Origin of the sequence: Paraburkholderia xenovorans, from assembly GCF_046030735.1 — a bacterium.
Taxonomy (GTDB): Bacteria; Pseudomonadota; Gammaproteobacteria; order Burkholderiales; family Burkholderiaceae; genus Paraburkholderia; species Paraburkholderia xenovorans_A.
The window spans coordinates 26388-42830 of record NZ_JAQQBV010000009.1 but is presented as its reverse complement, the minus strand read 5'-3'; the positions used below and the strand labels follow the sequence as shown (position 1 = coordinate 42830).

Sequence of the window (16443 nt, the reverse complement as noted above, 5' to 3'; positions counted from 1 at the left end):
AATGCCGGATAAGCCAGCCACGGTATCAAGTCGGGCTAACGAAGCGCTTACAGATCGGCGGGCAGCGGCGCGCCGAACCACTTCTTCGACATCGTGTTCAGCGTGCCGTCCTGTTTGGCCGTCGCGATCGCCGCGTCGACCTTCTGCTGCAGGCGCGGCTCGTTCTTGTTCATGCCGACGAAGCACGGCGAATTCTTGATCACGAACTTCGGTTCCGGGCGGCGCGGCGGATTCTTCGCGAGGATCGCGGCGGCGACGATGTTGCCCGCGGCGATCAACTGCACCTGGCCGGACAGGAACGCGGCGATGGTCGCGTTGTTGTCTTCGAAGCGTTTGATGGTGGCGTTCGGCGCCATCTGCGTGAGACCGATTTCCTCGAGCGCGCCGCGCGTCGCGCCGACCGTCTTGCCGGTCAGATCGGCGGGGCCCGTGACCTTGATGTCGGCAGGGCCGAACACGCCCTGGTAGTACGGCGCATAGGCGGTCGAGAAATCGATCACCTTGTCGCGCTCCGGCGTTTTGCCGAGCGACGAGATCACGAGGTCCACCTTGCCCGTTTGCAGATACGGAATGCGGTTCGCGCTGTTGACCGGCACGAGTTCGAGCTTCACGTTCATCGACTTCGCGAGCAGCGCCGCGGTGTCGATGTCGTAGCCTTGCGGCTTCATGTCCGGGCCGACCGAGCCGAACGGCGGATAGTCTTCCGGCACGGCCACTTTCAGCACGCCGGCCTTGGCGATGTTGTCGAGCGTGTCCGCGTGGGCGGCCGCCGCAGTGAAGGCGAGGGCGGGGGAGAGCAGCAGGGCGGCAAGCCAGGCGCGACGCGCGGGGCGGGGAGTGGATCGGGTCATGGTGTGCGAGCGGTGGTGGCGAGAAGCGTCGGTTGCCGTCAGGACGCGGCAGCATCGTGCGCGGATGCGATGCAAGGTGTGTGCCATGGCGGTGCAGCATGGGCTGGCGGGGCGGAAATACAGGCGATGCACGCGATTGGGGCAATACCGCGCGCCACGTCGGTGCGGGCGTGGCCCACCCGGGGCCTGTGCCAACCTGTTAAGTACGCCAGATCCGCAAAGGCACAGCCTCAACCCCATGCACGACCGGCCGCAACTGAAGCCAGCACTGAGTCATGGCCCGCTGCAACTGTTCCATCGACCGCGCAACAGCACGCACGAGCAGCACCCCCGAAGTCACGCAAGAGGCCCCAGCGCGTACTGCCTCATTAAACGGGAGCTGCGCAGTCAGCGACTCAGCGAGTGCATCGTCACAAGCGGCTCCAACCGCCCACAGCGTCCCATAAGCAGGAAACCCGGCCAACCCCTGCGCGGCATCTCTTAACGAATCACTCGCCGAGAGGGCGGTCCGTTCGAACCACAGCAACTCACCCTTCGCGCCAACGATCCGCGACACAGTACATAAGCGACCCTCGGACCACCGCTCGCCCGCAGCCTGCCGCCCAAGCTGAGTCGCATCCCATCCGATCGCAGTCGCGCCTTCGCCAAGCGTCAACGAAAAATCGAGCTTCGCATTCGCATGATCGAAAACGATATTGTTCTGAGGCAGCCAGTCGAGCGTGGCCCGCTCGCCGACGCGCACGTCGATCCGCTGCTGCGCTTCACGTCCATTGGACTTGTACCACTTGGTCGCACCAGGCGTAGTCATCACGGCGTGCGCGCCCGCACCGACAGCAACGTCGATAGCCAGCCGGTCGCCACCCGCGACGCCGCCTGGCGGATGCACGATCACCGCGTGACAGATACCTTGACCTTCGGGATAAAGCGGTCGCTGAATCCGCAACGGCCCATCGTGCAGCCGATGCTTGAGCGTGGTCCGCTCCCCTTCCTTGACGAATCCGAGTTCAAGACGCGCGCGCCATTGCGAATGAGCACTGGCTTGTGCGGTAGCGAGCGTGATGTGATTTTCGTGAAGCGACATGCGAATGGAATGCGACCAGACGGAGAAAGCAAAGCGTGCCTGCGCACGTCGGACAACGCTCACCGCGTTGCGTTGCCACAGGATGCGGCGAGAATAGCACGCCCGCTCGCGCGTCCCGCTTATACGGCGATCAATGTGCGTACGCCGTCCGCATCCATATCGGCGCCTGCGCCGCCCGCGATGATCTCACCACGGCTCATCACCCAGTACCGATCGGCGATCTCCTTGGCGAAGTCGTAATACTGCTCGACGAGCAGCACCGTCATGCCCATTTCCTCGACCAGTTGACGCAGCGTACGGCCGATGTCCTGAATGATCGACGGTTGAATGCCTTCGGTCGGTTCGTCGAGAATCAGCAGTTGCGGATCGCTCATCAGCGCGCGCCCAATCGCAAGCTGCTGCTGCTGGCCGCCCGACAGATCGCCGCCCCGGCGGCTCTTCATGTCCTTCAGCACCGGGAACAGTTCGTAGATACGATCGGGGATTTTTTTGGGCGCCTTCTTGCTGGCGGCGCCCACCAGCAGATTTTCTTCGACGGTGAGGCGCGGAAAAATATCGCGGCCCTGCGGCACATAAGCGAGGCCCTTTTCCACGCGCGAGTAGGTCGGCAGTTTGGTGATCGGCGCGCCGCGCCAGGCGATCGAGCCGCTCTTCGTTTGCACGACGCCCATCAGGCAGCGCAGCAGCGTGGTTTTGCCCACCCCGTTGCGGCCGAGCAGCACGGTGAGCTTGCCGTCGGGCACGGTCAGTTTCACATCGCGCAGGATGTGGCTGCCGCCGTAATACTGGTTGAGGTTTTCTACTTCTAGCATGTGCGTTCGACCTTTTCGTTTTATCGGCCCGCTTTACCGACTCGCTTTACCGGCCCAGATACGACTCGATGACCGTCTCGTCGCGCTTCACTTCGTCGAGCGTGCCGTGAGCGAGCACGCGTCCCTCGGCCATCACGGTGACCTTGCCGGCCTTGCCGGATAGCGCCGCCACGAACTCCATGTCGTGTTCGACGACCATCATCGAACAGGTGCCGCGCAGATGATTGAGCAATTCGGCGAGCTGCATGGTTTCGTCGTCCGTCATGCCCGCGGCCGGTTCGTCGAGCAGTAACAGCGCCGGCTTCTGCATCAGCAGCATGCCGATTTCGAGCCGCTGTTTCTGGCCGTGCGAGAGTTCGCCCGCAAGCCGCCGCGCTTCGCTCTCGAGACCGATCAGCGCCAGCGTCTCCTCGATCCGCGCTTGCGCGTCACGATCCAGCCGCGCCCGCAACGACGCCCACCACCCCTTGTCGGCCTTCATCGCCAGTTCAAGGTTTTCCCACACCGGATGCTGCTCGAACACAGTCGGCTTCTGAAACTTTCGCCCAATCCCCGCGCGCGCAATCGACGGCTCGTTCATCCGCGTCAGATCGATCGACTGCCCCAGAAACACCTTGCCGGAATCCGGCTCCGTCTTGCCGGTGATCACGTCCATCATCGTCGTCTTGCCGGCGCCGTTCGGGCCGATGATGCAACGCAGTTCGCCGGCGTCGATAGTCAGCGTCAGCGCGTTCAACGCGCGAAAACCGTCGAAACTCACGGTCACGTCTTCGAGGTAAAGAATCGTGCCGTGCGACACATCGATCTCGCCCGGCGTCACAGCGCGGCCCATGCTGGCGACGCCGCTCAACGAGGTTTCAGTCGCTTCTTCCGGTAAAGCCAGATCAGGAACCATCGGGTTTTCATTCATGAGCGGTTCCTCTTGCGCGTCGCGAGTTCGATCAGCCCCATGATGCCGTTCGGCAACAACAGCGGGACCAGCACGAAAATCAGGCCAAGAAAGAACAGCCAATACTCAGGGAAATTCGCCGTGAAAAAGCTCTTCGCGCCGTTCACCGCGAACGCGCCGATGATCGGTCCGATCAACGTGCCGCGTCCGCCCACGGCCACCCAGATCGCCATTTCGATCGAGTTGCCCGGCGACATTTCGCCCGGATTGATGATGCCGACCTGCGGCACGTACAGCGCGCCGGCAATCCCGCACAACACCGCGGAAACGGTCCACACGAACAGCTTGTACGCAAGCGGGCTGTAGCCGAGGAACATCAAACGGGTTTCGCCGTCGCGCACCGCGGTCACCACGCGGCCGAGCTTCGACGTGACGATCGCCCGCGCGCCGAGGAACGCGAGGATCAGCACCGCGAACGTGATCAGCAACAGCGCAGTGCGCGTGCCCGGATGCGTGATCGGAAAACCGCCGATGCGTTTGAAATCGGTAAAGCCGTTGTTGCCGCCGAAGCCCGTTTCGTTGCGATAGAACAGCAGCATCGCGGCGAACGTCATCGCCTGCGTGATGATCGACAGATACACGCCCTTCACCCGCGAACGGAACGTGAAGAAGCCGAATACCCACGCGACCACTGCCGGCACCAGCACCACCAGCAGCAGCGCGTAACCGAGATGCTGCGTGCCTTGCCAGTACCACGGCAGTTGATGCCAGTCGAGAAACACCATGAAGTCGGGCAGATCGCTGCCGTACTTGCCGTCGTGGCCGATCGCGCGCATCAGGTACATACCGATCGCGTAACCGCCGAGCGCGAAGAACAGCGCGTGCCCGAGACTCAGGATGCCGCAGTACCCCCACACCAGATCCAGCGCCAACGCGGCGATCGCGTAGCACATGAACTTGCCGGTGATGGTCATCGCATACGCGGACAGATGCAGCGCGCTCGTGTCCGGCACCACCAGTGTGGCGAACGGCACGCCGAGTCCGAACACGATGATCAGCGCGATCAGCGCGAGCCACGCGCGGCGCGACAGCAGCGCCGGACGCGGCGGCAGGCCGAGCGCGAAGCCGGATTGCGCTTCGCGTTGTGCCGCGGCGCCGGCGTTCGCGCCGACATGAGCCGGTGAAGTCGCAGATGTCATGTCATGCCTCCGCGCTGCGGCCCTTGAGGGCGAACATGCCCTGCGGACGCTTCTGGATGAACAACACGATCAGCACGAGCACCGCGATCTTCGCGAGCACGGCGCCCCAGAACGGTTCGATCGCCTTGCTGACGAGACCCAGCCCGAAGCCGCCGATCACCGTGCCGGCCAGTTGGCCGACGCCGCCCAGCACCACGGCCATGAACGAATCGATGATGTAGCTCTGCCCGAGGTCCGGACCGACATTGCCGATCTGCGACAGCGCGCAGCCGCCGAGACCCGCGATGCCCGCGCCGAACGCGAACGCATACGAGTCCACCCGCGCGGTTTTCACGCCGACGCACGCAGCCATCCGCCGGTTCTGCGTGACGGCGCGCACGAACAGCCCGAGCCGCGTCTTCGTGAGCACTGCCCACGCGATGCCGACGACGATCAGCGAGAACGCGAGAATCGCCAGCCGGTTGTACGGCAGGATCAGATTCGGCAGCACGGTGACGCCGCCGCTCATCCACGACGGGTTGATCACCTGCACGTTCTGCGCGCCGAACAGCATCCGCGTCGCCTGAATCAGGATCAGGCTCACGCCGAAAGTCGTCAGCAGGGTTTCGAGCGGACGTCCATAAAGATGCTTCAACACCAGCCGTTCGAGCACGATGCCGACCAGTCCGGCCGCCGCGAACGAGGCCGGCACCGCGAGCAGCGGATACCAGTCGAAAGCGCCCGGTGCGAAGCGTTGAAACAGGTTCTGCACCACGTAGGTCGCGTACGCGCCGATCATCAGGAATTCGCCGTGCGCCATGTTGATCACGCCGATCAGCCCGTATGTGATCGCAAGGCCGAGCGCCGCGAGCAGCAGCACGCTGCCGAGCGACAGGCCCGCGAACAGCGTGCCCGCGATCTGGCTGCGGCGCTGGATCGAATCGAGTTCGTCGATGCCGCTTTGCGCGGCGGCGCGCACCCGGTCGTCCGGTTCGTTGAAGGTGCCGTCCGGCTTCTTCGCGACGAGCGGACGCAGCAGTTCGTTCATGTCGAGGTCGTGGCGCGCGGCGACCAGTTGCACGGCTTCGAGCCGTTTGGCCGCGTCGGTGTCGTGCAACGCGGTCATCGCCCACAGCGTGTCGAGACGCTTCTTCAGCGCGGGATCGGTTTCCTTCGCGCGAGCCGCGTCGACCAGCGGCTTGATCGACGGATCGGGGTTTTGCAGCAAAGCGGTGACTGCGGCATCGCGCGTCGCGAGGTCCGGCGAGTCGAGTTGCAGGCCCGACAGCGCGCCCGCCACTTTCGAGCGCAGCAGGTTGTTCAGCGTGACCGGTTGCGCGTCGCCCGCGGCGACGGTCTTGCCGGTGATGGCGTCCTTCGCGGTGTCGCCGTCCTGCAGCAGCACGGCGCCGGCATCGGTCGCGAGCGCGCTGTCGTCGGAAAGCGCTTTGAGTACCGCGAGCGATTCCTTGTCGTGATTGGCGATCAGTTTGTCGATGGCCGCGGATTTCGCGTCGAAGTCGTCGCTCGCGAGCGGCGCGACATCGGCCTGGGTGAGCGCAAAGGCGGCGAGCGGCGCGCTGACGAGCAGCGCGAGCGCGAAGCCGGCGACGCGTCTTGCGAGTATCGGGAATGAAAACGCCATGATGGCCTTTGAAGAAAATCCGGCGGAGCGGCGCGGGCGATACATCGCGCCGCGCCGTCGTAGTGCGTGTGCAGCGGCGTGCCGGGCGTCGTCGTCGATATCGAACGACGCTGCCCGGCTTCATGCATCAGACGATGCGCGAACGCGAGCGCTTCAGGAACGCCGGAATCGAACTGACCACGTCCGGCTTGCTCGAATTGCCGGCGATAAACGGGCTCCACGGCTGCGCGCGGATCGCCGTCTTGGTGCGCCACACGACATTGAACTGGCCGTCGGCGCGCACTTCGCCGATCATCACCGGCTTATGCAAATGGTGATTGCCGTCCATTTCGAGCGTGAAGCCCGACGGCGCAGCGAAGGTCTGACCGACCATCGCGACGCGCACCTTGTCGACGTCCGTGCTCTTCGCTTTCTCGACTGCCTGCTTCCACATATGGATGCCGACGAAGGTCGCTTCCATCGGATCGTTCGTCACGCGCCTGGTGCCCCCGGGCAGGTTGTTCTGCGCGACCCATGCGGCCCATTGTTTTTTGAACTTCTCGTTGGCCGGATTGCGCAGCGACATGAAGTAGTTCCATGCCGCGAGGTTGCCGACTAGCGGCTTCGTATCGATACCGCGCAACTCTTCTTCGCCGACCGAGAACGCGACGACCGGCACATCCGTTGCCTTCAGCCCCTGGTTGCCGAGTTCCTTGTAGAACGGCACGTTCGAGTCGCCGTTCACGGTCGAGATCACCGCGGTCTTGCCGCCTTGCGAGAAAGTCTTGATGTTTGCGACGATGGTCTGATAATCGCTGTGGCCGAACGGCGTGTAGACCTCCTGGATGTCGGCCTCCTGCACGCCTTTCGACTTGAGGAACGCGCGCAGGATCTTGTTGGTCGTGCGGGGATACACATAGTCGGTGCCCAGCAGGAAGAAGCGCTTCGCACCGCCGCCTTCCGCGCTCATCAGGTATTCGGTCGCCGGAATTGCCTGCTGATTCGGCGCGGCGCCCGTGTAGAACACGTTGCGCGACATTTCTTCGCCTTCGTACTGCACCGGGTAGAACAGCAGGCCGTTCAGTTCCTCGAACACCGGCAGCACCGACTTGCGCGACACCGAGGTCCAGCAGCCGAACACCACGGCGCACTTTTCCTGCGTGATCAGTTGGCGCGCCTTCTCCGCGAACAGCGGCCAGTTCGACGCCGGGTCCACCACCACCGGCTGCAACTGGCGGCCCATGACGCCGCCGTTCTTGTTGATCTCCGCGATGGTCATCAACGCGGTGTCTTTCAGCGATGTCTCGGAGATCGCCATCGTGCCCGACAGCGAGTGCAGGATGCCGACCTTGATTGGACCGCTGCCGGACTGCGCCTGTGCGAACGGGACCTGACCAGCAAGCGCCAGTGCGCCCGACATGGAGCCGAACTTCAGCAGACTACGACGTTTCATGTGTTTCCCCTTGCCATTGATGGTGACTGTTTATGGGCGTCGATTTCAGCCAGCAGGGCTTATCCCGCATGACTTGCCGTTTGTGTACTGCAAGGCACGTGCCATGTAGTAATTTCGACATAAACGCCGCGTCTTGCGTGCGGTGGCGAGGATCCAGGAAACGTCAGTTATGCTGAACGACGTACTGTGTTGGTGCAGGGGAGGATGGATCGCCTCGTTTGGGTGCGTGGTGCGCCGCAACGAGGCGCATGTTTCCGCCAGCGTGCTGCGGCGGTGCATGGCCGCTGTGCCGTTGTGCATGCGGCGCGCGCCGGTTCAGGCGCGCGCCGTTTCCTCATGCGCAGGAAGGGGAGGCAGGCACTGGGCGACGGCGCTCAGAACGCGATGAACGGTCCGGCCTGCTTGCCGATGGTCACGTTATTGAGCACGGTGTAGACGCTGCGGCCGAAGAAAAACGGCAAGCCCCACAGGAACATGCTCGCCGATGGCGAGCCGAGGCTGTCGTAGGCCGCATACCGGTTCGTCAGCAGGCTCGAGCCGTTGGCCAGCGAGAACGGCACAGTGATCGAGGTGGCGGCCTTGTCCGCGCCCGTCAGCAATGCGGACAGGCTGAGCGTGGTCGCGGGCATATACCAGTCGCCCGCATAGGGCACCGTGTAATCCGCGAAGATGTTCGCGTTCGAGCCGCTGTCGATAGCGCTTGAATACGATCGGCCGGCGTACGTCGTTTGAAAGTAGCCGTTCTGGTTCAGCGCCAGGATTTTCGGGTTCGACGGCAGCGCGTTGTTCGTCTGCGTGCCGATGCCGAACACCAGCTCGCCCGTCGCGCTCAACTGGCCGCCGGCGGGCAACGCGGGCAGGCGGATGATCGTGCCGTTGTTGTCGGACGTGAAGTTGGCGACCGGATTCATGACCTGTGTGTCGAGCGGCACCCGCGCGTTCGCGCACGACGACGCGGACGCGCAATAGTAATAAGCCGACGGCAGCACGGTTTGCGCGGCGGCGGGAAAGTCGCTCGACGCCGGACCGATCCCGAGCACGCCGTTCGCGCCGAGCGCGGCTACGCTGCCGAGATTGTTGACGCCGCGCGACGCGCAATCGGATGGCGTCGCGTAGGGGCCGTCGGCGATCACCTGCACGGGCAGATTGCCCGCTTTCTTGCCGCCGATGCTCACGTCGGCCCGCCTGATCGGCCCCCACGTGTAGCCCGAGCCGAAGACCGCGCATTCCGCGATCGGCGCATTGCCGGTGGGATCGTTGCTGGCGCCCGATTGGGACGGCAGGCGGCTGGCGAGAGCGGAGCCTAGTGCGCTTGCGAGGACGCGCACGCCGACCGAGCCGGTATCGACCTGCATGTGGTCGATCGTCGCGCATTGGTTGCGACCCTGTGCGCCGGGGAGGCATAGCGTGACGGTGACGTAGGGCGTGTTGACGTAATCGGTCGTCCAGCGCTCGACGGTGATGGGGACGGTGTTGATGTCGGGGGTTGGTGTTGGTGTCGGAGCCGGTGTCGGTGTCGGTGTTGGTGTTGGTGTTGGTGTTGGAGTTGGAGTTGGAGTTGGAGTTGGAGTTGGAGTTGGAGTTGGAGTTGGTGTTGACGTTGACGTTGAAGTCGGGGTTGGTGTTGGTGTTGGAGTCGGAGTCGGAGCCGGAGCCGGACTCGGCGTGGAAGCAGGCGTGGAAGACGGACTCGGCGTGAGAGTGGGCGTCGAACCCGAGTCATCCGAAGACGTCCCCACCGGGTTCGAGTTATTTTTCGTCGCGTTCGCGTCACCGCTGTCGCCGCCACCTCCGCCACCACAAGCCGAGAGCGCTGCACCGGAAATCAGAATCGCGAAGCAAAGTGTCTTATTGAAATTTTTCATTTTCTTGTTTTTGCAGCGAATCGCTGCACGATTTCACAGCAAATCTTCCACACGGACGTTGACGGGGACGAGACGCGGTACATACGCCTTACCGAAAAAATGTCCGGCGTGTCCGGCCGATTCGATGTGAAACTCGTTCGTGTGCTCCACCAACGGGCCGGTGCCTCGCGCGCGCGCCTCGCTTGCAGACACGAAGGCCGGAAGGTAACTGCCGAGCAGCGCGTTCATATCCGGGCGCACGGGGCCTTCCCACGTGAGTGCGAACACGACGTTGTCGGGCAGCACGTATTCGCGGATCGTCACGCCGTCGCTGCCATGTGCCTCACGCACGGTGTACGGCAAAGCGGCGGAAGAGGCCGGCGCCGGCGCCGCACGGAGTAGCGAATGCGTTGGAGTCGAACTCGCAAGCGGCGCCCCACCTAACGCCGCGTAGGAAGCCAGGGGCATCGACGCCGCTGCAGCCAGTAACACCTTCACACATCTCATCACATTGCTCCGGAAGTCAGGTCGGCGCATGTTGCCTGCGGGCATTTTTTGAGATGGTTGGAAAGGTCCTAAGCGTGAGTAGGAAACGCCGATGGCACTTGCTGCACATTTTTCCCGCGATGAGGAAAAGCAGGCGACGGGCAGGAGACAAGCGGGCGACAAGCAGACGACGCCAGAGACGTCGTCTGCTCGATCATGAACCCAGCCGCTAGAACGCGACGAACGGTCCAGTCCGACTACCGACCTTGGCGTTGCCGATCACGGTGTACACATTGCGGCCGAAGAAGAACGGCAGCCCCCAGAGGAACATGGTGTTGCTGCTGTTAGAGAAGTACATCCCCAGATTGTTGTAGGCCGCGTAGTTGGTCGCGAGCAGACCGGTCGCATTGCCGATCGCGAAACTCAGACTGACCGGCGATCCGCTGCCGTCGGTGGACTCCATCGACGCGCTCAGCGCCAGCGGAGTGGCCGGCGTGTACATGCTGTCCGCGGATGGAATCGCGTCGTCGGCAAACGCGAAGGCCGGCGTGCCGCTGTCGATTGCGCTCCAGTTCAGCACCCGGCCTTTGTATTGTGTGGTGAACGTTCCATATGCGTCCACTGCCAGCACGGTTGCGCTCGCCGGCAACATATTGTTCTGCTGCGTGCCGACGCCGAACACGAGTTGCCCGGTCACGCTCGTCTTGCCGCCCGCCGGTACTGCGGGGAGCCGGATCACGGTGCCGTTGTTGTCGGTGGCGAAGCCGGTGACCGGGTTGCGCACTTCCTTGGCCGCCGGCATGCGCGTACTGACACAGCCATTGCTCGACGGGCAATAGTAGTAGAGCCCGGGCAGCGCGATCGTGATCGCGTCGAGCGAGTCGCTCGTGAAGTTGTCGATGCCGAGAATGCCGTTGCCGCCTATGACGGCCGGCGTACCCAGGTCGGCGCCGCCGCGCGACGTGCAATCGGACGGCGTGGCGAACGCGCCGTCCGACATCACCTGAATGGGCATGTTCGCCGCCGTTTTGCTGCCGATCCGGATGTCCGCGCGCTTGACCGATCCCCATGTGAATCCCGAAGCGAACGGCATGCATTCGGCGATCGGAGAGGCGCCGTCTTTATCGTCGGTGGCGCCGGCCTGCGTGAGCAGAAGCGGGGCCAGCGTGGGAATGGCGCTGGCGGCAATGCGCAGCCCGGTCGAGCCGGTATCGACGATCACGTTCTTGACGGTGGCGCACTGCGCCGCGCTTTGCGTGCCGGGCACGCACAACGTGACCGTGACGTAAGGCCGGTTGATGCTGCCCATCGACATATCGACGCTGATCGGCACCGTGTTGTCGCCGGTGGCTGCGGGGCTGGAGTTGTCAGACGTGCCGGAGCTTCCTGAGCTGCTCGAGTTCCAGTCGGGCGTGGGGTTCCAGTCGAGCGAATTGCTTCCCTGGCTGCCGCTTCCGCCGCCGCATGCGGCGAGCGCCGCGCATGCGCTAGCCGCGACGAGCCAGCGCAAATGATTGCGTAATTTCATGGTGGAGTGTCCGTGAGGTCGAGCGCGACTTATTGCAAATCGCTCGGGCGCACGCCGGCGGGCATGAGACGCGGCAGATACGCAGTACCGAAAAAATGTCCGAGACGGCCAGCCGACTCGACGCGCAATTCGCCGTTGTCGCCGAATAACGGGCCTGTGCCGCGCCCGGACCTCTTGCCGGCGTCGACATAGTTGCGGAAGTAGGTGCCGAGCAGCGTGCTCATGTCCGGCCGGATCGGTCCGTTCCATGTGACCGCGAAAACGAGGTTGCTGGGCAACGCGTATTCGCGGATCGTGACGCCGTTGGCGTCGCGCGTTTCACTGACGGAGTAAGGCGAGGTTGCGGCTGTGGGAGGCTGGCTGGCGGCTACGGAAGACGGCGTGGCGCGCAGGATGGCCGGGGACGACGCGCCGTTACCGGGCGCCGCGCCCAGCGTCGCGTACGACGCGAGCGGAAGCAGCGTTGCTGCCGCCATCGCGAACTTTATCAATCTCATCGAGTTGCTCCGAAGAAAAACGGTCGGGGCATGTTGCCTGCACGATGATCAGGAAAACGTAAGAAATTTCCGTCGAGGCAAGCGGAAGACGCTTAACGAACGGGCGCGGCCGGAGAGGGCGCAGTCGCATTGGGCATCGCGCGCCGTCCCAGCTTGCCCGCCGCGCCTTTCGCCGCGACGCCCGGATGCGGCACGCTCGGCACCTGAGGCAGTGCGGTCAACGCGCCGTCGTCGACGGGGGACAGCAGCGCGCTCAACTGCAGCACGTCCTGGTCCGTGAGATTGGCAGTGGAAGCCTTCAGCTTCAGGCTGTTGATCAGCGTGTCATAGCGCGCTTTCGCCAGATCGCGGCGCGCCGAGAAGAGCTGGTCCTGCGCATTGAGCACGTCGATGTTGATGCGCACGCCGACCTGATAGCCGAGCAGATTCGATTCGAGCGAAGTATTCGCGGAACGCTCGGCGGTCTGCAATGCGCGAACCTGCGCGAGGCCGCTCACCACGCCGAGGAATGCCTGGCGCGCCGAGAGCGCCGCGTTGCGCCGCGCGGTATCGAGATCGGCGGACGCCTGATCTTCCAGCGCGAGCGTTTGCCGCACGCGGCTTTGCGTGGCGCCGCCCGCGAAGATCGGAATCGTCACCTGCACGCCGATCGTGCTGTTCGTGTAGTACGAACCGAGATTGCCGAACTCCGCTGCGAGCGGGGGCGTGCCGGGCACGGGCGTGTTCGCGCCGCTGCCGAAGCCGCCGCCGAAATTGCCGCCGAAGTTGCCCGCGCCGGCCGCGCCGAGACTGCTGCGCGAGCGGCTTGCCACCAGATCGACGGTAGGCAGATGGCCGGCTTTGGCCTTCGACGTTTCGCGTTGCGCGCTGTCGAGCGCGATCTGCTTGAGCACGACCTGGTAGTTGCCGTCGCTCGCGGCATCGACCCAGATGTTGATGTCGGCGGGCACGGGCGGCGGCAGCGGCGCGCCGGCGGCGAGGCCGTCGACACGTTCGACCGGATGCCCGACGATCTGCTGCAACGACGCCAGCTTCACCGCCAGATCGTTCTGCGCGGCGATTTCCTGCGAGATCGCCTGATCGTATTTGGCCTGCGCTTCGTTGGTATCGGTGATCGTGGTGTTGCCGACTTCGAATGAACGTTTCGCCGACTCGAGTTGCTGTGCGATCGACGCCTTCTGCGAACTCACGATCGCGAGACTGTCCTGCGCGGCGAGCGCATCGAAATAGGCCTGGCCGAGCCGCACGATCAGATCCTGACGTGCCTGCGCAAACGACGCCTGCGCCGAGTCGACCGCGAGTTTGCCCTGAGCGTAGCCGTACCAGTTGTCGACGTGAATCAACGGCTGCGTAAGCGAAATCACGTAGCCGTCGCTATTGCCGTTGGACGAAGGCAGGCCGCCGCCGAAATCGGTGTTCTGGCGATTCGCGCTGAGCGACGCGGAGAGTTGCGGCAGCAGTTTGGCGCGTGCGAGCGGAAGCTCTTCGCTATTGGCGGCGAGCGATGCGCGCGCGCTTTGCAACTGCGCGTCGTTCGACAACGCTTCGTCGTAGAGTTGGGAGAGGCCGACAGCGTTGGCGGATGGCGGCGCAAACGCGGTGAACGCGACGGCCATCAAACTGAACGCAAGGACACGCCGCAGCGGCCCGTGAACCTCGCCGCGCTCTGCGAACGCGGCTGCGAAGTCCGGCACTCGCCGCGTCATCGAGACCGTGCGATCAGTAAGTCGGAACGGACGGATCGACCTGACGCGACCACGCGTCGATCCCGCCTTGCAGATTGAACACGTTGGTGTGGCCGCGCGATTCGAGGAACATCGCGACCTGGGCGCTGCGCGCGCCGTGATGGCAGACGCAGACGATCTGCGCGTCGTCGTCGAGTTCTTCGCTGCGGGCGGGAATCTCGCGCATCGGGATCGACACGGCGCCGGCGATCGACGCCGTCTGGATTTCCCACGGCTCGCGCACGTCGAGCAGCACGGGAGCGGGACGCGATTGATCGGCGAGCCATTCGGCGAGCGCGGGAGCGGACAGATTTTGCATCAGCAGGACATCCAGTTCAGGTTGCGGCGAAGCGGCGGCAGGCGCGGGTTCAATGCGCGTGCGGAAAGAGCCTGCGGCAAACGCCGGTAGAGCGGCGGCGTGTCTTAAAACTTGAAACGCGGCGGCTGCACGGCGTTCAGCAGCGGCTCGACATAAGTTTCGAAGACGTCGGCAATGCGGTATTGCTTTTCGTCGATACGCGTGATGATCTGCGCCTTCATGACCGGCGCGGTACCGACAAAAGCCGCCAGACGGCCGCCCACTTTCAGATGTTCGAGGATTTCCTGCGGCAGCACCGGCAGCCCGCCCGACACGCAGATCACGTCGTACGGCGCGGCGCCGGCCCAGCCGCGCGATGCGTCGCCGGTGGCGACTTCGGCGTTCAGCACGCCGTTGGCGATCAGGTTGTTCTTCGCCAGTTCGGCCAGTTCCGGTTCGATGTCCACCGTCAGCACGTGCTGTGCGCGATGCGCGAGCAGCGCCGCCATGTAGCCCGAACCCGCGCCGATTTCGAGCACGCTTTCGTGTTTCTTCACCGCCAGTTCCTGCAGCACGCGCGCTTCGACGCGCGGCGCCAGCATGTGCTGGCCGGCCGGCAGCGGCACTTCGAAGTCGACGAAGGCCAGATCGCGATACACGGCGGGGACGAAATTTTCACGCTTGACGATCGAGAGCAGATTCAGCACGTCCTGGTCGAGCACTTCCCAGGGGCGGATCTGCTGTTCGATCATGTTGAAACGCGCTTGCTCGATGTTCATGGTGGGTTCGGCAGTTTGGTTTTAGCGAGTTTGGCGATTTTTACCGCTGACCGGCAGCTCGCGGGTAGGGTCCGCAGATACGACCCGGCGGTACCGCTTGGGTACGACTCAGAATGCAGGCCACGGCGCGGGTAACTGCGGGATTGTACCAAATGACGGTGTCAAGCCGCCCTGTCGCGGACACCGCACGCGGCGCGAGGCGCTCGCGGCGGCGCTCGACCTGTGTGGCTCGCCCCCGTGTTAATCCCTAGCATTTCGTCCTTGCGATTCCGCGTTTGATCGCGCAAAAATGTAATCGATTACATTTTTCGTGCGAGTTCACTTGTCCCGATCGATGCCCAAAGCGCCGCCCAAGCCGTCTTCGAAAGCTCCGTTGAGCGCCGGAACGCAGCCGCCGCGTGCGGCCGAGGGCCTGTCGATTGCGGGTGTCGCCGAGCAGGCGGGGGTGTCGGTGGCGACGGTGTCGCGCGTGCTGAACGGCCACGACAATGTGCGGCCGGCCACCCGCGACAAAGTGAGGGCCGCGATCGACGCGAGCGGCTACCGCGTCAACGAACTCGCGCGCAATCTGCGCACCGCCGAGAGCCGTCTGCTGCTGACGATGGTCCCCGATGTCGGCAACCCGTTCTATGCGGAGATCGTGCGCGGCATCGACAGCGTCGCGCGTCAGCACGGCTACTTCATGCTGCTGTGCGATACCGGCGCCGATCCGGGCCGCGAACGCAGCTACTTCGATCTGCTGCGCCGCCGCCGCGCGGACGGCGCGATCTGCCTCGATCCGGCGACGATCCAGCAGGCGCTGGGCGACGCTTCCAGCGCGCTGCCGTGGGTCGCCTGCTGCGAGTTCGACCCGGCGATGGGCGTGCCGTATGTCGGCATCGACAACTACCGCGCGGCCGGCGACGCGGTGCGGCATCTGCTCGCGCGCGGCCACCGGCGCATCGGCCTGATCAACTCGGATGTCGACTATCTGTATGCGCGGCAGCGTCAGCAAGGCTATCTCGACGCCTTGACCGAAGCCGGCATCACGCCGAACCCACGCTGGCGGATGAATCTGAACAGCCTCGACTACGAAGCGGGCGCCTCGGCCGCAGCCGTGCTGATGGAACAGCGCGCCGCGCCGAGCGCGATTTTCGCGGTGTCCGATACGTTGGCGATCGGCGTGATCCACGGTTTGCGCAGTGTCGGCAAGCGGGTGCCGGACGATGTCGCGGTGGTCGGCTTCGACGACATCTCGCTCGCCGCGCAAATCGATCCGCCGCTCACCACGATCGCGCAGCCGATGCGCGAACTCGGCGAAACCGCCGCGCACCTGCTGTTGCAGCGCCTCGCCAATCCGTTGGCGAACGTGCCGGGTGTGCTGCTGCCGCACCGTCTCGTCATCCGCGGGAGTGCCTGA

General features: G+C 64.3%; 16 protein-coding genes. 2 read left to right on the top strand and 14 right to left on the bottom strand.

Annotated elements, in window-relative coordinates:
• Positions 1 to 47: 47 nt before the first annotated feature.
• From PQQ51_RS10870 to PQQ51_RS10835, 8 genes are all read right to left on the bottom strand, one after another.
• Complete coding sequence (locus PQQ51_RS10870; protein WP_408496782.1) at positions 48 to 851, bottom strand: transporter substrate-binding domain-containing protein; 804 nt, start codon at positions 849 to 851, stop codon at positions 48 to 50.
• A gap of 199 nt (positions 852 to 1050) precedes the next feature.
• Entirely contained in the window at positions 1051 to 1932 is an 882-nt protein-coding gene (locus tag PQQ51_RS10865; protein ID WP_408496781.1) for an urease accessory protein UreD, read from the bottom strand.
• A gap of 119 nt (positions 1933 to 2051) precedes the next feature.
• The gene (gene urtE / locus PQQ51_RS10860; protein WP_408496780.1) at positions 2052 to 2744 is read right to left on the bottom strand and encodes an urea ABC transporter ATP-binding subunit UrtE; all 693 of its coding nucleotides are present in this window, start codon (positions 2742 to 2744) and stop codon (positions 2052 to 2054) included.
• Between the two features lie 46 nt (positions 2745 to 2790).
• Positions 2791 to 3654 (bottom strand): urea ABC transporter ATP-binding protein UrtD, encoded by an 864-nt coding sequence (gene urtD / locus PQQ51_RS10855; protein WP_408496779.1) that lies wholly within the window; start codon positions 3652 to 3654, stop codon positions 2791 to 2793.
• Positions 3651 to 4832, bottom strand: a complete 1182-nt coding sequence (urtC, locus tag PQQ51_RS10850; RefSeq protein WP_408496778.1) for an urea ABC transporter permease subunit UrtC — start codon at positions 4830 to 4832, stop codon at positions 3651 to 3653. Before urtC ends, urtD begins: the two co-directional genes overlap by 4 nt.
• Position 4833: 1 nt before the next feature.
• Complete coding sequence (urtB, locus tag PQQ51_RS10845) at positions 4834 to 6456, bottom strand: urea ABC transporter permease subunit UrtB (RefSeq protein ID WP_408496777.1); 1623 nt, start codon at positions 6454 to 6456, stop codon at positions 4834 to 4836.
• 127 nt (positions 6457 to 6583) lie between these two features.
• Positions 6584 to 7888, bottom strand: a complete 1305-nt coding sequence (urtA, locus tag PQQ51_RS10840; RefSeq protein WP_408496776.1) for an urea ABC transporter substrate-binding protein — start codon at positions 7886 to 7888, stop codon at positions 6584 to 6586.
• A gap of 374 nt (positions 7889 to 8262) precedes the next feature.
• Positions 8263 to 9366, bottom strand: a complete 1104-nt coding sequence (locus PQQ51_RS10835) for a DUF3443 domain-containing protein (protein ID WP_408496930.1) — start codon at positions 9364 to 9366, stop codon at positions 8263 to 8265.
• 74 nt (positions 9367 to 9440) lie between these two features.
• Between PQQ51_RS10835 and PQQ51_RS10830 the strand changes: the two genes are divergently transcribed.
• Entirely contained in the window at positions 9441 to 9587 is a 147-nt protein-coding gene (locus tag PQQ51_RS10830) for a hypothetical protein (RefSeq protein ID WP_408496940.1), read from the top strand.
• 199 nt (positions 9588 to 9786) lie between these two features.
• Here PQQ51_RS10830 and PQQ51_RS10825 read toward each other — a convergent pair whose 3' ends face one another.
• The 6 genes from PQQ51_RS10825 to PQQ51_RS10800 all read right to left on the bottom strand — a co-directional run bounded on the left by PQQ51_RS10825 (position 9787) and on the right by PQQ51_RS10800 (position 15044).
• Positions 9787 to 10200, bottom strand: coding sequence for a DUF2844 domain-containing protein (locus PQQ51_RS10825; RefSeq protein WP_408496775.1), 414 nt, complete (start codon positions 10198 to 10200; stop codon positions 9787 to 9789).
• A gap of 247 nt (positions 10201 to 10447) precedes the next feature.
• A complete protein-coding gene (locus PQQ51_RS10820) occupies positions 10448 to 11746 on the bottom strand; it encodes a DUF3443 domain-containing protein (protein ID WP_408496774.1) in 1299 nt (432 codons plus the stop codon).
• Between the two features lie 29 nt (positions 11747 to 11775).
• Positions 11776 to 12243, bottom strand: a complete 468-nt coding sequence (locus PQQ51_RS10815) for a DUF2844 domain-containing protein (protein ID WP_408496773.1) — start codon at positions 12241 to 12243, stop codon at positions 11776 to 11778.
• A gap of 92 nt (positions 12244 to 12335) precedes the next feature.
• Entirely contained in the window at positions 12336 to 13859 is a 1524-nt protein-coding gene (locus PQQ51_RS10810; RefSeq protein ID WP_408496929.1) for a TolC family outer membrane protein, read from the bottom strand.
• Positions 13860 to 13962: 103 nt separating this feature from the next.
• The gene (locus PQQ51_RS10805) at positions 13963 to 14286 is read right to left on the bottom strand and encodes a rhodanese-like domain-containing protein (protein ID WP_115105973.1); all 324 of its coding nucleotides are present in this window, start codon (positions 14284 to 14286) and stop codon (positions 13963 to 13965) included.
• Between the two features lie 104 nt (positions 14287 to 14390).
• Positions 14391 to 15044: a protein-L-isoaspartate O-methyltransferase family protein gene (locus tag PQQ51_RS10800; protein WP_408496772.1), complete on the bottom strand. Its 654-nt coding sequence runs from the start codon at positions 15042 to 15044 to the stop codon at positions 14391 to 14393.
• 334 nt (positions 15045 to 15378) lie between these two features.
• On the opposite strand from PQQ51_RS10800, the gene PQQ51_RS10795 reads away from it, so the two are divergent.
• Entirely contained in the window at positions 15379 to 16443 is a 1065-nt protein-coding gene (locus PQQ51_RS10795; protein ID WP_408496928.1) for a LacI family DNA-binding transcriptional regulator, read from the top strand.

Excerpts from the sequence above, each read along its gene's own strand:
- PQQ51_RS10870 (WP_408496782.1), bottom strand. The coding sequence starts at position 851 with ATGACCCGATCCACTCCCCGCCCCGCGCGTCGCGCCTGGCTTGCCGCC.
- PQQ51_RS10865 (WP_408496781.1), bottom strand. The coding sequence starts at position 1,932 with ATGTCGCTTCACGAAAATCACATCACGCTCGCTACCGCACAAGCCAGT.
- urtE (WP_408496780.1), bottom strand. The coding sequence starts at position 2,744 with ATGCTAGAAGTAGAAAACCTCAACCAGTATTACGGCGGCAGCCACATC.
- urtD (WP_408496779.1), bottom strand. The coding sequence starts at position 3,654 with ATGAATGAAAACCCGATGGTTCCTGATCTGGCTTTACCGGAAGAAGCG.
- urtC (WP_408496778.1), bottom strand. The coding sequence starts at position 4,832 with ATGACATCTGCGACTTCACCGGCTCATGTCGGCGCGAACGCCGGCGCC.
- urtB (WP_408496777.1), bottom strand. The coding sequence starts at position 6,456 with ATGGCGTTTTCATTCCCGATACTCGCAAGACGCGTCGCCGGCTTCGCG.
- urtA (WP_408496776.1), bottom strand. The coding sequence starts at position 7,888 with ATGAAACGTCGTAGTCTGCTGAAGTTCGGCTCCATGTCGGGCGCACTG.
- PQQ51_RS10825 (WP_408496775.1), bottom strand. The coding sequence starts at position 10,200 with ATGCCCCTGGCTTCCTACGCGGCGTTAGGTGGGGCGCCGCTTGCGAGT.
- PQQ51_RS10820 (WP_408496774.1), bottom strand. The coding sequence starts at position 11,746 with ATGAAATTACGCAATCATTTGCGCTGGCTCGTCGCGGCTAGCGCATGC.
- PQQ51_RS10815 (WP_408496773.1), bottom strand. The coding sequence starts at position 12,243 with ATGAGATTGATAAAGTTCGCGATGGCGGCAGCAACGCTGCTTCCGCTC.
- PQQ51_RS10810 (WP_408496929.1), bottom strand. The coding sequence starts at position 13,859 with ATGGCCGTCGCGTTCACCGCGTTTGCGCCGCCATCCGCCAACGCTGTC.
- PQQ51_RS10805 (WP_115105973.1), bottom strand. The coding sequence starts at position 14,286 with ATGCAAAATCTGTCCGCTCCCGCGCTCGCCGAATGGCTCGCCGATCAA.
- PQQ51_RS10800 (WP_408496772.1), bottom strand. The coding sequence starts at position 15,044 with ATGAACATCGAGCAAGCGCGTTTCAACATGATCGAACAGCAGATCCGC.
- PQQ51_RS10795 (WP_408496928.1), top strand. The coding sequence starts at position 15,379 with ATGCCCAAAGCGCCGCCCAAGCCGTCTTCGAAAGCTCCGTTGAGCGCC.